Below are 19964 nucleotides of genomic sequence, written 5' to 3'. Positions count from 1 at the left end.
CGGGAAAACCGGGGGTCGATCAGCATCCGAGCGCGTCGGCGAGCGTGTCCACGACGCGCTGCTGCTGGTCGGGGGTGATCTGCGGGTAGAGCGGCAGTGACAGGATCCGGTCCGCCGCGCTTTCGGCGTTCGGGAAGTCGCCGCGGGAGTGGCCGAGATGGCGGTACGCCGGCGTGAGGTGGACCGGGGCGGGGTAGTGCACCCCCGCGCCGATACCCTCCGCGTTGAGCTTGCCGACGACGGCGTCGCGGTCCGCGCCGGTGACCTGGACGACGTACAGGTGCCATACGTGGACGTTGCCGGCCGCCGTCGTCGGCAGTACGACCCGGCCGGCGGCCGCCAGGTCGGCGAGCAGCGCGTGGTAGCGGGCCGCGGCCGCGCGCCGGGCCGCGTTGCCGTCCGCCAGCCGGGCCAGCTTGGCGCGCAGGACGACGGCCTGGAGTCCGTCCAGACGGCTGTTGAACCCTGGCACGTCGTGGCGGTACTTGGCGACGCCGCCGTGGTTGGCGATCGCGCGTACCTGTCCTGCGAGTTCCTCGTCGTCGGTCAGCACCGCGCCCGCGTCGCCGTACGCGCCGAGGTTCTTGCCCGGGTAGAAGCTGGTGGCCGCGATCCCGCCGCAGCCGGGCGCGCGGCCGTCGCGGGTGGCGCCCTGGCACTGGGCGGCGTCCTCGACCACCCGTATCCGGTCCGGCAGTCGGCCGGACAGCGCCGTCACGTCGGCCATCTGCCCGTAGAGGTGCACGGGTACGACCGCGCGGGTGGCCGGGCCGATCGCGTCCAGTGCGGTCTGGGGGTCGAGCAGGTAGGTGTCGGGCAGGCAGTCCGCGAGGACCGGTCGGGCGCCGGTTCTGGCCACGGCGCCCGCGGTGGCGATGAAGGTGTTGGCGGGTATCACTACCTCGTCGCCGGGCCCCACCCCGCCGGCGCGGAGGGCGAGTTCGACGGCGTCGGTGCCGTTGGCGACGCCCACGCAGTGCGCCACATCGCCGAAGTCCGCGTATTCACATTCGAACTGTCGGACCTCGTCGCCTCCGATGAACGCGGTGCCGGCCAGGATCCGTTCGAACCCGGCCCGTACCTCGTCGGCGACTTCCTCGTGGGCCGCCTTGAGGTCCACGAGCGGAATCCGGTTCATGTCAGCGGTCCCCCCACTGTTCGCGTCGCAAGTTCGTCGAGCGCGGGCGCTTCCGCCGCGCGCAGCCGCCGGGCCGGGCTCCCCACCCAGACCTCGCCCGGCGGAACGTCGCCGAGCACGCTGCTCCCCATCCCGATCAGCGACCAGGCGCCGACCGTCGTACCCTCCCTGACCAGTGCCCCGGAGCCCACATAGGCACCCCGCTCCAGCCGTGCGCCCCCGCCCATGCGGACACCGGACGCGAGCGTGGCGAAGTCCTCGACCACGTCGTCGTGGGTGAGGACGACCTGCGGCATCACCGCGACATGTGCGCCCACCCGCACGGCTGCGGTCAGGACGCAGTGCGCGAGCAGCACCGAGCCGGGGCCGATCCCGGAGGTCGCCGACACCACCGCCGTCGGGTGGATCACGGTGGCGTAGCGGTCCGCGGGCAGGCCGAGCCTGCGGACCAGCCGGGCGCGGGCCGCGTAGTCCCTGGGGTTGCCCACGCAGATCACCACCCGGGCCTCGGGCAGGACGTGGACCAGGTCGCAGCCGCCGAGGACGGACACGCCGTCCACCTCGGTGCCGTGCAGGGCGGGGTTGTCGTCCAGGTGCCCGAGCAGCTCGAACTCGCCCGTGTCCCGTACAGCCTGCGCGGTCTCCCGGGCGAAGCCGCCCGCGCCGACGATCAGCAGCCCGCTCATCTTCGCGCCTGTTCGTGCAGCGCTGCCACGACGCGGTCCTGCTGGGCCTCGGTCATCGTGTGGAACAGCGGCAGGATCAGCGAGTCGTGGGTGATCCGCTCGGTGACCGGGAGGGGCGCGCGGGGGTGGTCCGCGTAGGCGGGTTCGAGGTGGGCGGCCATGATCCCGCGCCGGGCGGAGATGCCGGCCGCGGCGAGCGCGGCGAGCAGGTCGTCCCGGCCGACGGGGAAGTCCTCGTCCAGCAGCACCCAGTAGGACTGGAAGTTGCTCTGCCCGTGGGCGGGGTCGCGTACGGGGGTGAGGCCGGGGACGTCGTGCAGCAGCGTGTCGTAGCGGGCCGCCAGTTCGCGGCGGCGGGCGATCATCGCGTCGAGTCTGCCGAGCTGGACCAGGCCGATCGCGGCCTGGACGTCCGTCATCCGGTAGTTGTAGCCGACCTCCAGGTAGCTCTCCAGGACCGGCTTGTTGCTCGCATGGCGCTCGGCCGCCGAGGCGCTCATCCCGTGCTCGCGCAGCCGGCGCAGGCGGGCCGCCCACTCGGCGTCGTCGGTGGTGATCATGCCGCCCTCGCCGGTGGTGACGAGCTTGCGGGGGTGGAAGGACCAAGCGGCGATCAGCGCACCGTGCCCGACGGGCTTGCCCCCGACGGACGAGCCGATGGCGCAGGCCGCGTCCTCGACCAGGGGCAGGTCCCAGTCGGCGCAGGCGGCGCGCAAGGCGTGCACATCGGCGGGTGCGCCGCCCTGGTGGACGGCGAGGACGGCCCTGGTGCGGGCGGTGCGGACCGCGTCCACGGTGGCCACGGTCAGGTTGCCGGTGGCGAGGTCGACATCGGCGAACACCGGCTCGGCGCCGACGTACCGTACGGCGTTGGCGGTGGCGATGAACGACAGCGAGGGCACCACGACCTCGTCGCCGGGGCCGAGGCCGAGCGCGACCAGCGACAGGTGCAGGGCGGTGGTGCAGGAGCTGACGGCGACGCCGTGCTCGGCGCCCACCCGCTCGGCGAAGGCCTGCTCGAAGGCGGCGACCCGGGGGCCCTGGGCGACCCACCCGGACAGCACCGCCTCGGAGGCGGCCCGGGCCTCCTCCTCGCCGAGCCAGGGGATCATCACCGGGATGCGGTCGGTGCTCACTTGGCCGCCTCCCGCTCCGCGCGCCACCACTCGACCAGGTCCCGCAGCCCGGTGCTCAGGTCGATCCGCGCCGTGAACCTGAGCCGCTCGGCGGCCTGTGACGTGTCCGCGAGCCGCCGTACCACCGAGTTGACGCTGCGGGCGGGCCCGTGCACCGGCTCCAGCCCGGTCGCCCCCATCGCCTCCAGCAGGCCCTCGGCGAGCTCCTTCAGCGAAGTCTCCGTGCCGCTGGCGATGTTGAACACCTCGTCGGTGAGATCCGACTCGGCGGCCAGCACATTGGCCCGGGCGATGTCGCGGACGTCGACGAAGTCCATGGTCTGCGTGCCGTCGCCGAGGATCAGCGGCGGCTCGCCCGCCTCGATGCGCTCCATCCAGCGGATGAGCACCTCGGTGTAGAGGCCGTGGATGTCCATCCGGGGGCCGTAGACGTTGAAGTAGCGCAGCGCCACGTAGTCCAGGCCGTACATGGCGTGGAAGCTGCGCAGCATGCCCTCGTTGAAGGCCTTCGCCGCGCCGTAGAAGGTGTCGTTGTTGTACGGGTGGTGGCGCTCGGTCGTCGGGAAGGTCTCGGCCATGCCGTAGACGGACGCCGACGAGGAGGCGACCACCTTGGCGACCCCGGTCTCGGCCGCCGCCTCCAGGACGTTGAAGGTGCCGTCGACCAGGACCTCGTTGGCGAGCCGGGGTTCCTCCGCGCACTGGGTGATGCGGATCGCGGCGAGGTGGAACACCAGGTCGGCGCCTTCGGTGACCTTCCGTACCGTGGCGGCATCACGGACGTCGCCCTCGACGATCTCCACGACGCCGCTGGGCAGGGCCTGGGCGAGGTTGGCCCGCCGCCCGCGCACGAAGTTGTCCAACACCACGATCTCGCGGGCGCCGCCCTCGGCCAGGAGGTCGACGAGGTTGGAGCCGATGGTGCCCGCTCCCCCGGTGACCAGGATCTTCTTGCCTCGTACGCTGCTCAACTGCCGTGCCCTCTCAGTGTGTTCGATCTGCTCAACGCCCGGCGCGCAGGCCGACGACCGCGCCCTTGAATTCGAGGCTCCGGGACGCGGCCTCGAGAATGTCCAGCACGCGCAGGCCCGCCCGGCCGTCGGTCAGCGGAGGCCGCCCGTTCCTGATCGCGTCGGCGAACTCGTCGACCATGCCGCGCAGCGCCTCCTTCTCCCCGATGGCGGGCGCGACCATGTCTCCGGAGCGGTACGAGACGAGCATGTCCCGGCGCTCGTCGTCGCCGATCTCCTGGGGGGAGGCCAGGTCCACGCCCCGGTCGTAGATGGCCACCCGCTGCAGGGGGTTGAGGTCGTCCCAGACCAGGGTGCGTTTGGCGCCGCCCACCATGGTGGTCCGCACCTTGGTCGGGGACAGCCAGTTGACGTGCACGTGGGCGATGGCTCCGGTGCTGAGCGTGAGCGTCAGATAGGCCACGCAGGCCTGTCCGGCACCGATCGGGTCGGCCCCGTGGGCCGCGACGGCGACCGGCTCCACGTTGTCGGGGAGGATGAAGTCCAGGATCGACAGGTCGTGGGGGGCGAGGTCCCACAGGACGTCGATGTCCTTCTGGACGAGCCCGAGGTTGATCCGGACCGAGTCGACGAAGTGGATCTCGCCGAGTTCGCCGGACCGGACCAGCTCCCGGATGCGGCCCACGGCCGGCGTGTAGCAGTAGGTGTGGTCGCACATCAGGGTGAGCCCGCGCTCTTCCGCCTCGGTCACCAGGCGCATCCCGTCGGCGTAGGTCGCCGCGAGCGGCTTCTCCACGAGTACGTGCTTGCCGGCGCGCAGGGCGGCCAGGGCGATGTCGAGGTGGGTGCCGGCGGGCGTGGCCACGGCGACGGCGTCCACGGAGGGGTCGGCGAGGACGGCCGCGTAGTCCGCGGTGGCCTCGACCGTCGAGTAGCCGCCGAGGACCCGTCGGGCCCGGTCCACGTCGAGGTCGCACAGCCAGCGCAGCCGGAACCGCTCGCTGGCCTGGAAGTTGCGGACGAGGTTGGGGCCCCAGTAGCCGGCCCCGACGACCGCGACCCCCAACGGCTGCGTGGTCTGCGTCACTTGTTTCCTCTCCCCTTGGTCCATCGGTAGGCGGTCCGTCCGCAGGCGGTGCATCAGTAGGCCCCCGTTCCCCGCACCACGGCGGACCCGGTGCGCAGCAGGATCGACAGGTCCAGGCTCATCGACCAGTTGTCGACGTATCCGAGATCGAGCCGGACCGCCTCCTCCCAGGGCAGGTCGGAGCGGCCGCTGACCTGCCAGAGTCCGGTGAGGCCAGGCTTGACGAGCAGCCGGCGCTTGATGTCCGGCGTGTACGCCTCCACCTCTTCGGGCAGCGGTGGGCGGGGGCCGACGAGCGACATGTGGCCCCTGACGACGTTGAGCAGCTGTGGCAGTTCATCGAGCGAACTGCGGCGCAGGAACGAGCCGACGCGGGTGATCCGCGGATCCTCCTTCACCTTGAACAGCAGGCCGTCGCTGTTCTGGTTGAGGTGCTCCAGTTCCGCCCGCAGGGCCTCCGAGTCCGGCCGCATGGTGCGGAACTTCAGCATGGTGAAGTGGTCGCCGTACCGGCCCACCCGTTGCTGTCGGAACAGGGCGGGCCCGGCGCTGTCCAGCCGGACGATCAGGGCGACCAGCAGCATGGGCAGCGCGAGGAACAGCAGGAGCGCCGCGGCGAGCGACCGGTCCAGCAGTTCCTTGGGCAGCCGGGAGGTCCGGGAGAGGTTCGGCGGCTGGATCCGCAGCAGCGGCACCCCGTTGGTGGGCCGTACCGCCAGCCGGGAGGCGGAGACGTCGGCCAGCACGGGAGCCAGCAGGAAGTCGACGCCCTGGGCGGCCGCCGTCCAGGCCATCCGGCGCAGGACGGAGGCGTCGGTCCCGGGTAGCGGCAGTGCCACCACGGTGGTGATGCCCAGGGCCCGGACGACGTCGTCCATGTCACCGACGCCGCCGAGGAAGGGGAGCCCCAGCTTGCGTATCTCCGCGGCGTTCTGCGGATCGCTCAGGCACACTCCGGCGGCCCGCAGTTCCTGTACGCCGCCGCGCCGCAGCACGGTGAGCATCTCCACGATGCCGCGTGCCGGGCCGACAAGCAGCGTCGTGCTGCGGTCCCGGCCCCGCGTCCACCGCCTGTGCAGCCGGCGGCGCAGCGTGTACCGGATCGGCAGGGCGATCGCGGCGGCCGGTGCCGCGGCCATGGTCATGTCATGAAGGAGGGCTGAATCGCGCGTGAACAACCAGTACGCGAGGGCGGCCAGCGCCGGCAGCGCGACGGCTCCGCGCAGCACCCGACGGTATTCCTCGCTCCCCAGGCCGAAGGCACTGCGATCGTAGGAGCGATGGGCCAGCATCGCGATGATCCATGTCGGGGGCAGCGCCAGGGCCACCGCCCAGCGGCCGTACGCCCCGTGGATCACTAAGCCCGCGGCAACGGCTGCGAGGCCGTCCGCGACCAGCAGGACTGTCCGGTACTTCCGTTCCCAGCGTCTTCGGCGAGCCTCTGGACGTCTGTGCTCCACGACCAGTTGCTCATGCGTGACCTCAATGGTCATGCGCCCCCCCACCACATGCGCGGCTCCCCCTGACCACACGCAACTGCACACGTGATCGCAAGTGCGCAGCCAGGGCTGAATCAGCACCGCATGTGTCTCCTCAGCACAGCGGCACTGGAAAACGAGTGAGCCTTCAGCGGTTCCCCAACCGCCTCATGCCCCCAGCATGTTGGTTACTGACTGTGTCGTACCCGGTTCATGACGCCGTACATTGACATGCCGTCAAGGACAAGTCACCCTCCCAAACCGGTCCGGCGGACCTCAATCTAGACCACGTGACGCAGTCACGGGAACAGTTGGACGAAACACGCAGCGCAATGGCGACTTCGAGGCCATACTGCCCGGGTGACGAGCATCGTGATCCCGGCCCACAACGAGGCACGCGTCATCGGCCGGCTCCTCGATTCGCTGCTGGCCGACTCCTCCGCGGACGAGACCGACATCGTGGTCGTGTGCAATGGCTGTACGGATGACACCGCGGGGATCGCGGCCGCTCGCGGTCCGCGCGTCCGGGTGGTGGAGATCCCCGTCCCTTCCAAGCACGCCGCCCTGCGGACGGGGGACGATCACGCGCGCGGCTTCCCCCGGCTCTACGTGGACGCCGACGTCGTGATCACGGGCGCCGACGTACGGGCGCTGACCGAACCCCTGACCGACGACACATCGGGCATCCTCGCCACTGCCCCGGAACGGCGGATCACGCCGGCCGCGTGCGCCTGGCGGGTGCGCGCCTACTACCAGGTGTGGCAGCGCCTCCCAGCCGTACGCGAGGGGCTGTTCGGCCGGGGAGTCATCGCGGTGTCCAAGGCCGGGCAGGCCCGGATCGCCGCGCTGCCGCCGCTGATGGCGGACGACCTGGCCGCGTCGCTGGCGTTCGCCCCCGAGGAGCGGCTCGTGGTCCGCGCGGCCGGCGTCGTGATCCAACCGCCGCGCACCTGGCCGGACTTGATCAAACGGCGGATCCGGGCCGCGGTGTCCACCGCACAGGTCGAACAGCATCAGGGACCTGAACGAGCCTCGGCACGCACGAGCAAGGCGGATCTGAAAGCCCTGCTGCGCGGGGAGCCGCGCCTATTCCCGGGTGTCGTGATCTTCGTCGCGGCGGCGGTCGTCGCCCGGCGGGGTGCCCGAAAAGCCATCAGGGCACAGGACTTCGGCACCTGGCTACGGGACGAGAGCAGCCGGCAGAACTGATCACATCGCATCTGGAGCCTTGTCTTGTATCTCACCGATCGCTCCGCGCCCGCCGGGGCGGACACCGAACGGGGCCGAAGACGCGGTCCGGGGGCCAGGGTCGCCCCGGTCGTGCTCGTGCTGGGCGCGGTCAGTCTGATCACCGACATCTCCTCGGAGATGGTCACCGCCGTCCTGCCGCTCTACCTCGTCACCACACTCGGCTTCAGCCCGCTGGGCTTCGGCACCCTCGACGGCGTCTACAACGGCGTCAGCGCGCTGGTCCAGCTCACCGGCGGCCACCTCGCCGACCGGGTGCGGGGCCACAAGCTGCTGGCCGGGCTCGGCTACGGACTGTCCGCACTGTGCAAGCCGCTGCTGCTGATCGCCGGCAGCCTCGGCACGCTCGGCACGGTCCTGGCTCTGGAACGGACCGGCAAGGGCCTGCGCACCGCCCCGCGCGACGCGATGATCTCCCTGGCCACTCCGGCCCAGAACCAGGGCCGGGCCTTCGGCGTGCACCGGGCGATGGACACCACCGGGGCGATGCTCGGACCGCTGACCGCCTTCCTCATCCTGCGCGCGGCGGCCGACGGTTACGACGCCGTGTTCGGGGTGAGCGCGTGCGTCGCCGCCCTCGGCGTGGTCGTGCTGGTGCTGTTCGTGCCGGGCGGGCGTCGGAGCGAGCAGCGCGCGGTCCAGGGCAAGCCGCCCGTCCACGTACGCGAGGCACTGGCGCTGCTGCGCCTGCCGCGGCTGCGGGCGCTCGCCGGCTGTGCCGCGCTGCTCGGCCTGACCACCGTCAGCGACGCCTTCGTGTATCTGCTCCTCCAGCGGCGCGCGGGTGTCGGCGAGCAGTGGTTCACGCTGCTGCCGCTGGGCACGGCCGCCGTGTTCCTGCTGCTGGCCATGCCCGTCGGGGCGCTGGCCGACCGGGCCGGACGGCGCACCGTGTTCCTCGCCGGGCACGTGGGTCTGCTCATCGCCTACGCCCTGCTGCTGTGGGCCCCGGACACACTCCTCCTCGCCCCTGGCGTCCTCGCCCTGCACGGCACGTTCTACGCGGCCACCGACGGCGTGCTCCCCGCCGCCCTCGCCGGCCTCGTGCCCGAGCATCTGCGCGCCAGCGGTCTGGCCATCGTCGGCACCGGCCAGGCGCTGGCCCGGTTCTGCTGCTCCCTGGCCTTCGGCGCCGCCTGGACGGCGTGGGGCGACGGCCCGGCGCTGGCCGGCTCGGCGGTCGGGCTGCTGTGCTGCGCGGCCGTCGCGAGCGTGGTGCTGCGACCGACCGGCAGGACCCGATGACCACCACAGCCACAAGGATCCGGATGACATCGCCGCGCCGCCGTCTGCTGATACTCGTCGCGGCGGTCATGCTGCTCGCGGGCCTGGGCACCGGCGTGGTCCTGCACGCCGCCGCCCGCGCGGACCGGGCGAACCAGCCGCAGTCGGGCGATCCCGCCGTCCGCGCGGGCAAGCTGACCCTCGGCCAGCAGGGCCGCCTCGCCTTCCTCAACGCGGCCCCTGGTCCGCACCGCACCGCGGTCGCCTCGGTACCGTCCACGGACCCGAAGGGCGGGCGGACCGCCTCGGGACTGAAGTGCGCGCGCTTCTACGCGGCCGCCGGCACGGGCATCTGCCTCCAGTCCAATCCCGGTGTCCTCAGGCAGAGCAACCGCGCGCTGCTCCTGGACGCCGACCTGCGCGCCAAGCGCGCCTTCCCGCTCGCGGGCACCCCCAGCCGGGCCCGGGTCTCGCCCAGCGGCCGTTTCGTCGCCTGGACCGTCTTCGTCTCCGGCGAGTCCTATTCGTCCGCGTTCTTCTCCACCCGGACCTCGATCCTGGACACCCGGACCATGCGGCTGACTCCCAGCCTGGAGACGTTCTCCGTCATCAAGGACGGCGAGCCCTACCACGCCTCGGACATCAACTTCTGGGGCGTCACCTTCGCCTCCGACGACGACACCTTCTACGCCACCCTCAACACCGCCGGCAAGACCTATCTGATCCGGGGTTCGATCTCCCGGCGTACGGTCACCACCCTGGTCGAGAACGTGGAGTGCCCGTCGCTCTCCCCCGACGGGACCCGCGTCGCCTTCAAGAAGCGGGTGTTGTCCCGGACCGACCTCTGGCATGAGTATGTCCTCGACCTGCGCACCCTGCACGAGACGGCGCTGGCCGAGCGCCACAGCGTCGACGACCAGGCGACCTGGCTCGACGACCACACCGTCGCCTACGCGCTCCCCACGAACGGCGAGGTCGGCAGCAGTGACCTGTGGAGCGTGCCCGCGGACGGCTCGGGAACCCCGCACCTGCTGATCCCGGGGGCCTCTTCCCCCGCGCCGCTGTAGTGCCCGGCGCGATCACTGGAAGTAGACGAGAATGCGTCCGTTGTTGCCCGTGTCGACCTCGCGCCGGACGTACAGCCTCCTGATGTGCTTCTGGTCCAGGAACGCGAGCACGCGAGCCCTGAGTCGCCCGGAACCCTTGCCCGGAATGATCTCCGCAACGGGCTCGCCCGAATGGTTCGCCCTGAAGAGGAACTGACGCAGCGCCAGTTCGATGTCGCGGTTGTTGCGGAAGATCGGATGGAGATCGAGCGACAGCATGGGGAACCTCCCGGTGATGCGGCACGGCTGTCCGAGCACGGTCCATCATCGACTCTTCCCCGCACTGCCTGCTCAGGCCATACGATATGCCGCCATGCGGAAATACAATGCCACCAAGAGGAAAAGTAGGGTGGGGTTGAGTATGCGGCGCCATAGGACGATGAAGTCGCTCGGCCGGGGTCCGAGGTTCGCGATCCGCGTGCTGCGCGGCCTCGCGCAGGTCATGTTTCTGGACAGCGCTCGGGCAGGCGCTGTCTTCGCCGTCGCACCCACCGGCTCCACCGCGCGTGCGGCGCTGTGCCGGGTCCGCAAAGGCTGATCGCGGCTTCACCGACACCCGGCCGCCGCCGTCCACCGCGGGCGTCACACGCCCGCAGGCCAGGTCTGCTCCTCCCGGCTCTCTTCGGCCAAGGGGTGCAGCGGGGTGAGCGCGTGGGTGCGGTCGAGGTAGCAGAACGCATCGTAGCGCTGGGCCAGGACCGTGGGGACGTAGTTGCCGACGGGGTCGTACTGCGGCCGGTACACGACGCCGATCGCGCGGTGACCGTGCTCCTCGTGGAACCACTCGCCCCGGCCGGAGGAGGGCGGACGCTGGAGCTGCACATGCGGGAAGACGAACAGCGCCCGCTCGCCGGACAGCGCCCGGTGCAGCAGATCCTCCACACTGCCGGTGCGCGCCGGCGGCACGCTCATGATCCTGGGAACGTCGCCCCACGCGTCCGCGGCGATCACGGTGCCGGAGTGCGAGCCGAACCCGACCAGCACCACACCCCGGCCCATGTGCCGCTCGCGCACCAGTTGGCCGACGTTGACCTCGCCGACGTCGACCATGTCCGTGGCACGCGCATCGCCGATGTGGGTGTTGTGCTCCCACACCACCGCCTTGGCGTCGGGGCCGTAATGCTCCATCAGCCGGTCCAGGGTGTCGGCCATGTGGCGGTCCCGGATGTTCCACGAGTCGGGCCCGCTGTCGAGCATGACCCGGTAATAGGCCTCGGCCCCGGCCAGCACCTCCGCGTTCTGTCTGGCTGCGAACTCCGCGAGCGAGCCGTCCACGGCCGCCGCCTGCGCGGCCCGCCGCCGAAGCTCGGTGAGCAGAGACACCACCTGAAGTTCGCAGCTCTCCGGCACGTAACGGGTGGCCAGCGCGTACGCCTGCGGATCCTCCGCATAGGGCTCGAAGCAGGGGAACGTCTCCAGGGCGTGTTCCACCTGGCCGGGATCGTGCTCGCGCAGATGGCCCAGCACCGCGTGCAGCGATTCCCACAGGCTGTACACGTCCAGCCCGAAGAAGCCCACGCGCCGCTCGGGCGGCAGGCCCTCATTGTGCCGGCGCAGCCACCGGGTGAAGGCGGCCACATCGGTGTTTCCCCACATCCATGTCGGCCAGCGCCTGAAGCCTTCCAGTACCTCGCCGGGGTCCTCGGGCGCGTCCGGCGCCGCGACGACGGAGCAGTGCACGGCCTGGCAGTCCGGCCAGTCACCCTCCACCGCGACGAAGGAGAAGCCCTTCTCCTCGATCAGCCGGCGCGTCATCGCGTCGCGCAGCTGGTAGTACTCCGCGGTGCCGTGGGAGGCCTCGCCGAGCAGTACATAGCGGGCGTCGCCGATGCGCTCCATCAGCGGGTCCAGCGACGCCGGGTCGGTCAGCGGCAGGGCCTGGCTGTGGATGCGGTCCAGGTCGGTGTCGGGCACGGATGCTCCTCTTTCCGCGGATGCCGCACCGGGTTCCCGCGGCGCCGCACCCGAAACGGCGTGCCCAGCGCGTCGCCCCCGCACCAGGGAACGGCCGCGCGCGGAGCGAGCGTGCCAGCACCCCGCGAAGCCATGATCCTCAGCCTGCGCTACGGCTGCACGCCGGGCATCCGCGCACACTGCAGCAGGTGGCCGACCAAGTGGGGCCGCCCGGGAACGCGTGCGCCGGCTGGAGAAGCAGTCGCTCGCGCGGCTGCGGGCACCCCAGACGGGCGAGCGGCTGCTGGACTGGGCGAGCTGACGGCACACCGCTCCGGCTGCTCACGCCGGGCGCTGTTCAGGTCCGGTTCGAGCTGCCGGCTGCGGGGGCGGTGTTCACGCCCGGGTGTCGGGCCCCGCCGTCCCGCCGAACGTCGTGTGCCGCATCCGGCGCGGCCCGGATCCCCGGTGCCGGCCGGTGTGTGTGGCACCGCCCACCATGATCGCCAGGCCGATGCAGAAGATGAGCGCCAGCGCGAGTCCGGAGCTGAACAGGGCGAGGCCGCTCATGGTGGCGACATCGTGATCCAGGACGGACACCGTGTACTCGGGCCCGCCGGACAGGTTGCCCGCGATCGCGAGGGCCGTGAAGGCGCCCGCGCCCGCGAGAAGGAGCAGTCCGATGAACCGCATACCAGTCATCTCCTCGCACGGGGGTGTGTCAGTCTGGCGGGTACCCCACGCCTCCCCGGTCATCCCGTGCGGTTCGGCCGTATGTCCCTGCCCGCGCCGGGTACTCCGGTCGCATGGCCGGTATCGAACTCAGAAGTGCAGCCTTCAGTGATCACACCATGATCCCGCGTCACCATGCCCATGACGCGGACAACGTCTCGCCGCCGCTCGCCTGGTCCGGAGTACCGGACGACGCGGCAGAGCTGGCCCTGCTGTGCGAAGACCCGGACGCGCCGTCCGGAACCTTCGTGCACTGGCTCGTCACCGGCATCGACCCCCATGTCGGGGGCCTGGACGCCGGCGAGACACCAGAAGGCAGCCAGGCGCATCGCAACGGCTTCGGGGAGCGGGGCTGGGGTGGCCCGCAGCCCCCGGTCGGCGACGACGCCCACCGCTACTTCTTCCGGGTCTACGCCCTCCCCGCCCCGGTCTCGCTGCCCGACCGGGCCAGCGCCGACGACGTACACGCCGTCCTCGACCGGGAGCAGCTGGCCAGCGGCACGATCGTCGGGCTCTACCAGCGCTGACGTCGGCGGCAGCATGCCCGTCACCCCCGTCGGCGCTGGGCCGTGCCCGGCGCCTCCCGCCGCACCCCCGGGCCCAGGTCCGGCGATTCGGTCAGGGCCCAGGCACGGCATGAACACGCGGCACCCGCGGACACCGTCCCCCGGCGGCGCCCCCGCTTCCCCGGCAGGGCCGGGAGGAGTTCCTCGATCGGATCGCTGCCCGTGGCGTGAAGTGCCGTGACTCCCCCGGACCCGGCCGGCCCGCCCTTCCCCGAAGACGTCGACATCTCCTCCCAACGACGGGGGGTTAGGTCGTATGCGCAGCCGTGCCGTCGGGCGACCGCGGCCGCAGATGCCCGAGGTCGTCCTGGTGCAGGGCATGGGCGTGGCCGACTGCCTGCTGCCCGGTCTGGCCACGCTCAGCCGGCGGACCCGCACCCGCCTGCTGAAGCTGCCGGGCTTCGCGGCGATCTCCTCGTCACTGAGCGGGGCCGGGTGCGTCCGTGGCACGGCTGGGCCGCTCGGGCATCGGGGTGGGCTCCGCGAACAGCGTGCCGAACTCGTCCGGCAGGGCGCCTCGCAGGTCCGCGGCCAGGTCCGTGTCCTCCGCCGAGAGCCGGGAGACCACCGTCTGCGCCAGGAACAGCGCCTGCTCTGGAGTGGCACCCACCGGCCGGGCGACATCGGCCAGCAGTTCGTCGAGCCGCATGGCGGACTCGTCCGCCTCGTCGGCGCCGTATACCAGCGCCCCGCGTTCATGGGCCGGTACGGCCTGGCGCAGATGTTCACGGTGCGGTGCGTCCAGACGGCGGCTCAGCGCTGCGAGGACCAGGTGCACGGCTGCGTCGGCAGCCTCGGTGTCGCCGAGCCGGGCCCGCGACGCCACCTCTTCCACCAGATGCCGATGGGTGATCATGCTGCCTCCCACTGGTGAGGAGGGGGTCATGCCCGAGGGGGCCGAGCGGCGCCCCAGAGGGCCGCGTTGCCACGGGTGCCCGTGAGACCGACGCATACACGGGACGAGAGAACGCCGTACCGCGGCGAACGGAGCATGACCGGAGTCCTCACCTTCCTGGTAGGCCGGGGACAAGGGCCCCACGTCCCGCGCACGGCGGCGCCGAGGCCCACGCCGTCCGACCTCGGCGCCGCTGCCGTGCTCGTCGTTCCGCAGTACGGGGTAGGGATGGATCATGCAACGGATCACGACGCAGGTGAGTGGCCGACCGATGGTGGCCTGGCGGATCGCCGGACGGCCACCGCCGGTGGTGTGCGTCCACGGTGCCGGGGTCTCCAGCCGCGAGTTCGGGCCGTTGCTCGAGGTCCTCGGTCTTCGCCACGACGCGTGGACCGTCGATCTTCCCGGTTTCGGCGCCAGCGCCAGCGCCGGGCCCCCCGTACCCGCTGGGGTTGCGGGCGCTGGCCGACGCGGTCGTGGAGTGGCTGACCGCCGTCGGCCTCGAACAAGTGGTGCTGCTCGGCGGGTCCTTCAGCTGTCAGGTGGCCGTCGACGCCGCCGTCCGGCATCCGGGCCGCGTCGCCGGGCTGGTCCTCGTGGGACCGACCGTCGACCCGGTCGCCCGTGGCTTCATGCTTGACTTCTTCCCCGGGCTTCAGGACCCCGTTGCTGATCTCTCAAATCTCCCCTCGTACCCGGTGTGGAAGCTGGATGGTGGGCGGAGGATCGAGTTCGTTGGCGGTGATGTTCCAGTGTCGTTGGAATCGTGGTCGGGTGGAGACATCCCGGAGCTGACACGGCGGGTGGCGCGCCGGGCCTTTCCGAAGGGGTCGCTGGCGATACGGCTGCGCGACAGTCTGGGACAGATCTTCGATGACATGCTGTTCGCAGCTGCCTTCCCGTCTGATGGGCGCCCGGCCGCCTCGCCGGGCGCGCTGGCGATGGTGTCGGTGATGCAGTACGCCGTACGCCGAGGGACTGTCCGACCGGCAAGCTGCCGAGGCCGTGCGGGCTCGGATCGACTGGAAATACCTGCTGGGCCTGGAACTGGACGATGGCGGCTTCGATCACTCGCTGCTGGCCCGCTTCCGGGCCCGGCTGACCGCGCACGGCCTGGAAGAGCGGGTTCTGGAGGCGGCCGTCGACCAGGGCCTGCTGCGCCGGGGCGGGCGTCAGCGCACCGACTCCACCCGGGTGGTCGCCGACGTGCGCCTGCTGAACCGGATGGAGTTCGTCGCGGAGAGCCTGCGTGCGGCGTTGGAGGCGCTCGCCGCTGCCGCACCGGACTGGTTGGAGCAGGCCTTGGCGGAGCGGGAGACCGACTGGCTGGGCCGCTACGGGGAACGCGTGGACTCCTGGCACCAACTGCCCGACGCCCAGGACCGCGACAGCTGGCTGCGTCAGGTCGGCGAGGACGGCTTCCACCTGCTCACGGCCGCCTGGCGGCCCGATGCCCCCGACTGGCTGCGCCGCGTCCCCGCCCTTGAGACCCTGCGTCGGACCTGGGTGCAGCAGTAGCACCGCGACAGGTCCGGTGTCTGCGTTCGCGAGGGCGAGGACCTGCCACCAGGACATCAGCGGCTGGTCAGCCCCTATGACACCGACGCGCGTTATGGCACCAAGAAGACCACCGGCTGGACGGGTTACTGGCTGCACCTGACCGAGAGCTGCGACGATGACGCGCCCCGGCTGATCACGGACGTCGCCACAGCCTGCGCAGCCGAAGGCGACAGCCAGGCCCTGCCCGGCATCCACACCCGTCTCGCCACGCGGCAGCTGCTGCCCGCCGAGCAGCTCGTCGACAGCGGCTACGTCACGGCCGGCACCCTGGTCACCGCCCGCCAGGAACACGGCATCGACCTCGTGGGCCCCGCCCGCCCCATCGCCGGAGGCGATGGCCACGAGCGCTTCGGCCACGACCACTTCCACATCGATGACGAACGGCGTCAGGCGGTCTGCCCGGCCGAGCAGACCAGCATCTCCTGGGCGACCACCCGCAGCAGCCGCCGCACCCACGTCCCGCTGGTCCAGATCCGTTTCGACGCGGCGACCTGGCGCGCCTGCCCCCTGCGCTCGAAGTGCACGACAGCAGGCAACGGCAAGTGGGGACGAGCACTCACCCTGCGCGAGCCCGCTCAGCGAGCCGCGCTCCAACAGCGCCGACACGAACAAGTCACCGACGCCTGGCGGAAACGCTACCGACCACGGGCCGGAATCGAGGCAACGGTCTGCCAGATCGTGCACCGCACCCACGCGCGTCGAAGCCGCTACCGCACCGCCGCCGCCACCCACCTGGGCCACTGTCTCGCCGCCACTGCCATCAACCTCATCCACATCGACGCCTGGCAGCAAGGCCACCGCCCCGAGCGCACCCGCACCACCCACTTATCCCGCCTCCTCACCCACCCCTCGAAATGAGAGATCAGCAACGGGGTCCTGAAGCCCGGGGATTCCCCTATGAGGGGTTCGGCCGGTCGCCCGGCTTACGGGTTCCTGCTTCACGGACCGGCTGGTGCCGAGGTCTCCACAGGCTGAAACCGCATGTCCTGCGGCCTTGATATTCTTCGCCGCGTTCACGTCGACATGGTCGCCGTGTCCGCAGCCTGGGGCTTTGCACCGAAAGACCGCTTGGCTCTCGCGGTTTTGTTCGGTGACGAAGCCGCAGGCGGAGCATCGCTGCGACGTGTACGCGGGGTTGACCTTCACCACGCGCGTGCCCGTGGACCGGGCGGCGCTGGTCAGGGCGAGTTCGAGGCGGTGCCACCCCTTGTCCAGGATGGCCCGGTTGAGCCCGGCCTTCTGGCGGACGTTCCGGCCGGGCTCGGCCACGGTGCCGGACGCGCTGGCGGACATGTTCTTGATCCGCAGATCTTCGAGGACCACCAGCGCGTTCTTCGCGACGATCCGGGCGGCCGTCTGCGCGCAGAAGTCCCCACGCCGGTTGGACACCCGGCTACATGATCCGGCCCATGGCCGTGATCGTCTTGTGCCGGTTCGCACTGCCACGCTTCGACCGGGCGAGGCGCTGCTCAAGACGCCGGTAGCGGACGATCTCGCCGACCGTGACGAACGGCCGGTCGTAAAAGTCGCCGTCCGAGGTCACGACGGCGGTCCTGACCCCCCGATCGATGCCCACGGCGGTATGGGGCATGGCGTGCTGCCCGGGAGTGGCGGCCTGGTCGTTGACGAGGAGCGACACAAACCACCGGCCGCCCTTGCGGGACACGGTCGCGGAACGGATCTCACCACCCAGAGGGCGGGACCAGCGGAAGCGGACCCAGCCCAGCTTCGGCAACTTGACCCGGCCCCGGGCCGTTTGCGGGCGGGCGGTCGGCGAGTGCGGCGAGGTGGCAGGCGGGTCGTCCGTAGGCGAATCCGGCCGGGCGGCCCTGGGTGTCGGCCAGGGCCAGGGTGAAGCTGGGGTGGTACGCATCCTGGGCCAGGCGGCTGAGCGTTCGGCTCGTCTGTGCCGGTGTGGCGCGCCAGGGGTGGTGGGTGAACGCGGCGCGTGTGCGAGACGGCTGAGGGTGTCGAGTAGCGGGCGGCGACGTCCTCCCAGTTGACCAGGTCCCACAGCTTGGTGACGTAGTCGGGGCGGACGTTCTTGTACTGCAGGTAGTAGGCGTGCTCCCAGGCGTCGAAGACGAGCAGCGGGGTGCTGCCCTGACCGACGTTGCTGTGGTGGTTGTGCACGTACTGATCCCGAAATAGAGGGCTGGCCAGGTGGTTGGGGGCTGGGCACGACGGCCTGGAACGGCGGTCCGGAACGAACGGGCTTCTCGCATGAAGCTGCAACGGGTGGCGTGGATGGGGACTCAGGGTTCGATGACGAGGCGTTCGATGAGGCCGTCGCGGAGTGTGAACTGGTAACGCAGATCGATGGTCCCGCCAGGGAAGTTGCCTTCGAGGTGGTGGGTGGCGATGTAGCCGGTTGCGTCGGTCTGCTGGGCGCCGGTGAGGTGGATGGTGTAGGTGAATTCGGTGGCCGATCGGTCGAGCCACTTCCCGATCGCCTGAGTGCCCTCGTAGGTGTTGCCGTCGTCGATCACTGTGGCTTCGCGGGTGAACGCCGTGAGTGCGGTGGCGGTGTCGTGGGCGCGGTGCGCCGTCAGGTAGCGGGTGATCACCTCGGGCAGGTCGTCCGGGCTGATGGTGCGGGGCTGGTTGTCGTCCATGACGCTCCTTGGGTTGGTGGCGGGTTCAGACGGTGGGGGTGGTGCCGCCGTCGATGACGTGTTCGGCGCCGACGATGGCCGAGGCGCGGTCCGAGACGAGGAAGGCGACGAGCTCGGCCACTTCCTCGGGCCGGTTGGGACGGCCCAGCGGGATGCCGCCCAGCGAGTCCATGAGCCGGCCCAGCGCCGCTTCCCGCGTGATGTCTGCGTCGTCGGCGATCCGGGCGACGAGGTTGTCGGCGGCCGAGGTCTGCACGAAACCGGGCGAGACGGTGTTGACGCGGACGCCGTGCGGGGCGACCTCGTTGGCCAGGCCCTTGCTGTAGGTGGTCAGGGCGGCCTTGGCGGCGGCGTAGGCCAAGGTTCCGTTCCACAGCGGCATGCGGCGCTGGATCGAGGTGACATGCACGATCACGCCCTTACCCGTGGCGATCATGTGCGGCAGGAGCGCGCGGTCCAGGCGGACGGCGGCCAGCAGGTTCGTGTTCAGCTCCCTGGCCCAGTCGTCCTCGCCGAGCGCGGCGAACCCTCCGGCCGGCGCCTCGGACCCGCCGAGGGTGTTGACCAGGATGTCGACGCCTCCCACGCGGGCGTCCACCTCGGCGGCCACGTGGGCTGCGCCCTGGGCGGTGGACAGGTCGGCGGTGATGAACGCCTTCTCCTCGACGTCGTCGGGGCGGCTGCGGGCCGTGACCAGCACGGTCGCGCCGGCCTGGGCGAGACGTCGGGCGATGGCGGCTCCGGTGCCCTTGGTGCCGCCGGTGACCAGAGCGCGTCGGCCTTCGAGGGATTCGCTGATAGGTGTGGTCACGGTGTGCTCCGTTCCCGGGTGCGGGCGCAGAAGGCACCACTCCCGTCGTTACTGCTAAAATGGAAGCTACTAACTTCGACTTTAGCAGTAACTGAGGGGATGGCCACCATGGCAAGCCGGATCAGGCTGGAGGACCGGGAGTGCCCACTGTCCACGACGGTGGAACACGTAGGCGAGTGGTGGACGCTGCTGATCCTCCACGACGCTTTCGACGGCTACACGCGCTTCGACCAGTTCCAGGAGAGCCTGGGCATCTCCTCCAGCATGCTCACCACCCGGCTGAAGACCCTCGTCGCCGACGGACTGCTGGAGCGCCGGCCCTACCAGACCAACCCCGTACGCCACGAGTACGTCCTCACCGAACTCGGGCGCTCCCTCCGACCGGTGGTCGTCGCCCTGGCCGCGTGGGGCAACTCCCGCCTCACACCGGCCGAACGCAGCATGATCCTCGTCGACGCGCGCAGCGGCGAGGAAGTCGAGCCCGTCGTCGTCGACGCCAAGACCGGCCGCCGGCTCGACGACAGCGACACCTACGTCTTCACCGCAGGTCCTGCAGCCAGCGACGCCATGCGCCACCGATACGCGACACGACCTACCACCTCCGCGGAGGCGTAAGGGTGCCCCGAACCAGCACCGAACAGCCGTGAGCAGCGCCGGGACGCACCCTCGTACCTGGTCGACCAGGCAACACCGGACGGCCGCCAGCACCACGCATGCCAATCAGGGTCTGTGTAGCGAACGGTGGAACTCAGTCGGATTTGTTCAGCGGCGTCCGGCGGTGAGCCGGCCGTCGAAGGTGATGTCGAAGGCTTGGAGTG

22 protein-coding genes and 2 pseudogenes are annotated in these 19964 nt (G+C 71.0%); 9 read left to right on the top strand and 15 right to left on the bottom strand.

The features are described 5' to 3' along the window. Positions 1-19 precede the first annotated feature (19 nt). The 6 genes from ACFYOH_RS39130 to ACFYOH_RS39105 are packed head-to-tail and all read right to left on the bottom strand — an operon-like array spanning position 20 to position 6511. Positions 20-1138, bottom strand: coding sequence for a DegT/DnrJ/EryC1/StrS family aminotransferase (locus ACFYOH_RS39130; RefSeq protein ID WP_388635810.1), 1119 nt, complete (start codon positions 1136-1138; stop codon positions 20-22). After that, positions 1135-1824, bottom strand: a complete 690-nt coding sequence (locus ACFYOH_RS39125) for an acetyltransferase (RefSeq protein WP_388635808.1) — start codon at positions 1822-1824, stop codon at positions 1135-1137. The genes ACFYOH_RS39130 and ACFYOH_RS39125 overlap by 4 nt, the downstream gene beginning before the upstream one ends. Next, the gene (locus ACFYOH_RS39120; RefSeq protein ID WP_388635806.1) at positions 1821-2960 is read right to left on the bottom strand and encodes a DegT/DnrJ/EryC1/StrS family aminotransferase; all 1140 of its coding nucleotides are present in this window, start codon (positions 2958-2960) and stop codon (positions 1821-1823) included. The genes ACFYOH_RS39125 and ACFYOH_RS39120 overlap by 4 nt, the downstream gene beginning before the upstream one ends. After that, entirely contained in the window at positions 2957-3931 is a 975-nt protein-coding gene (locus ACFYOH_RS39115; protein WP_388635804.1) for an SDR family NAD(P)-dependent oxidoreductase, read from the bottom strand. The genes ACFYOH_RS39120 and ACFYOH_RS39115 overlap by 4 nt, the downstream gene beginning before the upstream one ends. Positions 3932-3962: 31 nt before the next feature. After that, on the bottom strand, positions 3963-5018 hold the full coding sequence (locus tag ACFYOH_RS39110; RefSeq protein ID WP_388635802.1) for a Gfo/Idh/MocA family protein: 1056 nt from the start codon (positions 5016-5018) through the stop codon (positions 3963-3965). A gap of 53 nt (positions 5019-5071) precedes the next feature. Next, positions 5072-6511 (bottom strand): exopolysaccharide biosynthesis polyprenyl glycosylphosphotransferase, encoded by a 1440-nt coding sequence (locus tag ACFYOH_RS39105; RefSeq protein ID WP_388635800.1) that lies wholly within the window; start codon positions 6509-6511, stop codon positions 5072-5074. Between the two features lie 345 nt (positions 6512-6856). Here ACFYOH_RS39105 and ACFYOH_RS39100 point away from each other — a divergent pair, with 345 nt between their 5' ends. Genes ACFYOH_RS39100 through ACFYOH_RS39090 form a run of 3 tightly spaced genes read left to right on the top strand, consistent with a single transcriptional unit; the run spans position 6857 to position 10035 of the window. After that, positions 6857-7705 carry a glycosyltransferase gene (locus ACFYOH_RS39100; protein WP_388635798.1) on the top strand — a complete coding sequence of 283 codons (849 nt, stop codon included), beginning with the start codon at positions 6857-6859 and terminating at the stop codon, positions 7703-7705. A 24-nt stretch (positions 7706-7729) separates the two neighbouring features. Continuing rightward, positions 7730-8989, top strand: a complete 1260-nt coding sequence (locus ACFYOH_RS39095; RefSeq protein WP_388635796.1) for an MFS transporter — start codon at positions 7730-7732, stop codon at positions 8987-8989. A gap of 23 nt (positions 8990-9012) precedes the next feature. Next, on the top strand, positions 9013-10035 hold the full coding sequence (locus tag ACFYOH_RS39090) for a TolB family protein (protein ID WP_388635794.1): 1023 nt from the start codon (positions 9013-9015) through the stop codon (positions 10033-10035). A gap of 12 nt (positions 10036-10047) precedes the next feature. Here the strand turns inward: ACFYOH_RS39090 and ACFYOH_RS39085 are convergent, their stop codons facing one another. Then, positions 10048-10293, bottom strand: coding sequence for a Smr/MutS family protein (locus ACFYOH_RS39085; protein ID WP_388635793.1), 246 nt, complete (start codon positions 10291-10293; stop codon positions 10048-10050). Between the two features lie 160 nt (positions 10294-10453). Here ACFYOH_RS39085 and ACFYOH_RS39080 point away from each other — a divergent pair, with 160 nt between their 5' ends. Next, entirely contained in the window at positions 10454-10612 is a 159-nt protein-coding gene (locus ACFYOH_RS39080) for a hypothetical protein (RefSeq protein ID WP_388635791.1), read from the top strand. Positions 10613-10656: 44 nt separating this feature from the next. Here ACFYOH_RS39080 and ACFYOH_RS39075 read toward each other — a convergent pair whose 3' ends face one another. Beyond that, positions 10657-11988, bottom strand: coding sequence for an erythromycin esterase family protein (locus tag ACFYOH_RS39075; protein ID WP_388635789.1), 1332 nt, complete (start codon positions 11986-11988; stop codon positions 10657-10659). Between the two features lie 117 nt (positions 11989-12105). On the opposite strand from ACFYOH_RS39075, the pseudogene ACFYOH_RS39070 reads away from it, so the two are divergent. Then, positions 12106-12289, top strand: a pseudogene (locus ACFYOH_RS39070) (sigma factor-like helix-turn-helix DNA-binding protein); the annotation flags it as partial. A 74-nt stretch (positions 12290-12363) separates the two neighbouring features. On the opposite strand, the gene ACFYOH_RS39065 reads toward ACFYOH_RS39070, so the two are convergent. Next, on the bottom strand, positions 12364-12660 hold the full coding sequence (locus ACFYOH_RS39065; protein WP_388635787.1) for a hypothetical protein: 297 nt from the start codon (positions 12658-12660) through the stop codon (positions 12364-12366). Between the two features lie 113 nt (positions 12661-12773). On the opposite strand from ACFYOH_RS39065, the gene ACFYOH_RS39060 reads away from it, so the two are divergent. Beyond that, a complete protein-coding gene (locus ACFYOH_RS39060; RefSeq protein ID WP_388635785.1) occupies positions 12774-13226 on the top strand; it encodes a YbhB/YbcL family Raf kinase inhibitor-like protein in 453 nt (150 codons plus the stop codon). A gap of 457 nt (positions 13227-13683) precedes the next feature. Here ACFYOH_RS39060 and ACFYOH_RS39055 read toward each other — a convergent pair whose 3' ends face one another. Further along, positions 13684-14121 (bottom strand): DUF2267 domain-containing protein, encoded by a 438-nt coding sequence (locus ACFYOH_RS39055; protein ID WP_388635783.1) that lies wholly within the window; start codon positions 14119-14121, stop codon positions 13684-13686. 1044 nt (positions 14122-15165) lie between these two features. Between ACFYOH_RS39055 and ACFYOH_RS39050 the strand changes: the two genes are divergently transcribed. Both ACFYOH_RS39050 and ACFYOH_RS39045 read left to right on the top strand, forming a co-directional pair. Beyond that, positions 15166-15678: a transposase gene (locus ACFYOH_RS39050; RefSeq protein WP_388635781.1), complete on the top strand. Its 513-nt coding sequence runs from the start codon at positions 15166-15168 to the stop codon at positions 15676-15678. Between the two features lie 345 nt (positions 15679-16023). After that, complete coding sequence (locus ACFYOH_RS39045; RefSeq protein WP_388635779.1) at positions 16024-16578, top strand: transposase; 555 nt, start codon at positions 16024-16026, stop codon at positions 16576-16578. On the opposite strand, the gene ACFYOH_RS39040 is transcribed toward ACFYOH_RS39045, so the two are convergent. From ACFYOH_RS39040 to ACFYOH_RS39020, 5 genes and pseudogenes are all read right to left on the bottom strand, one after another. Next, positions 16546-17109 (bottom strand): RNA-guided endonuclease InsQ/TnpB family protein, encoded by a 564-nt coding sequence (locus ACFYOH_RS39040; RefSeq protein ID WP_388635777.1) that lies wholly within the window; start codon positions 17107-17109, stop codon positions 16546-16548. The two genes, ACFYOH_RS39045 and ACFYOH_RS39040, sit on opposite strands and share 33 nt — an antisense overlap. Before the next feature lie 4 nt (positions 17110-17113). Then, positions 17114-17455 (bottom strand): hypothetical protein, encoded by a 342-nt coding sequence (locus ACFYOH_RS39035; protein WP_388635936.1) that lies wholly within the window; start codon positions 17453-17455, stop codon positions 17114-17116. Positions 17456-17691: 236 nt separating this feature from the next. Further along, positions 17692-17859: pseudogene (locus ACFYOH_RS39030) on the bottom strand (Fe-Mn family superoxide dismutase); the annotation flags it as partial. 116 nt (positions 17860-17975) lie between these two features. Next, positions 17976-18335: a nuclear transport factor 2 family protein gene (locus tag ACFYOH_RS39025; protein ID WP_388635775.1), complete on the bottom strand. Its 360-nt coding sequence runs from the start codon at positions 18333-18335 to the stop codon at positions 17976-17978. A 25-nt stretch (positions 18336-18360) separates the two neighbouring features. Next, positions 18361-19146, bottom strand: a complete 786-nt coding sequence (locus ACFYOH_RS39020; RefSeq protein ID WP_388635773.1) for an SDR family oxidoreductase — start codon at positions 19144-19146, stop codon at positions 18361-18363. A gap of 108 nt (positions 19147-19254) precedes the next feature. On the opposite strand from ACFYOH_RS39020, the gene ACFYOH_RS39015 reads away from it, so the two are divergent. Continuing rightward, positions 19255-19761, top strand: coding sequence for a winged helix-turn-helix transcriptional regulator (locus tag ACFYOH_RS39015; RefSeq protein ID WP_388635771.1), 507 nt, complete (start codon positions 19255-19257; stop codon positions 19759-19761). The last annotated feature ends 203 nt before the right edge of the window (positions 19762-19964 follow it).

Source organism: Streptomyces sp. NPDC007856, assembly GCF_042868225.1.
GTDB lineage: Bacteria > Actinomycetota > Actinomycetes > Streptomycetales > Streptomycetaceae > Streptomyces.
This window is presented reverse-complemented; position numbering and strand designations above follow the sequence as displayed.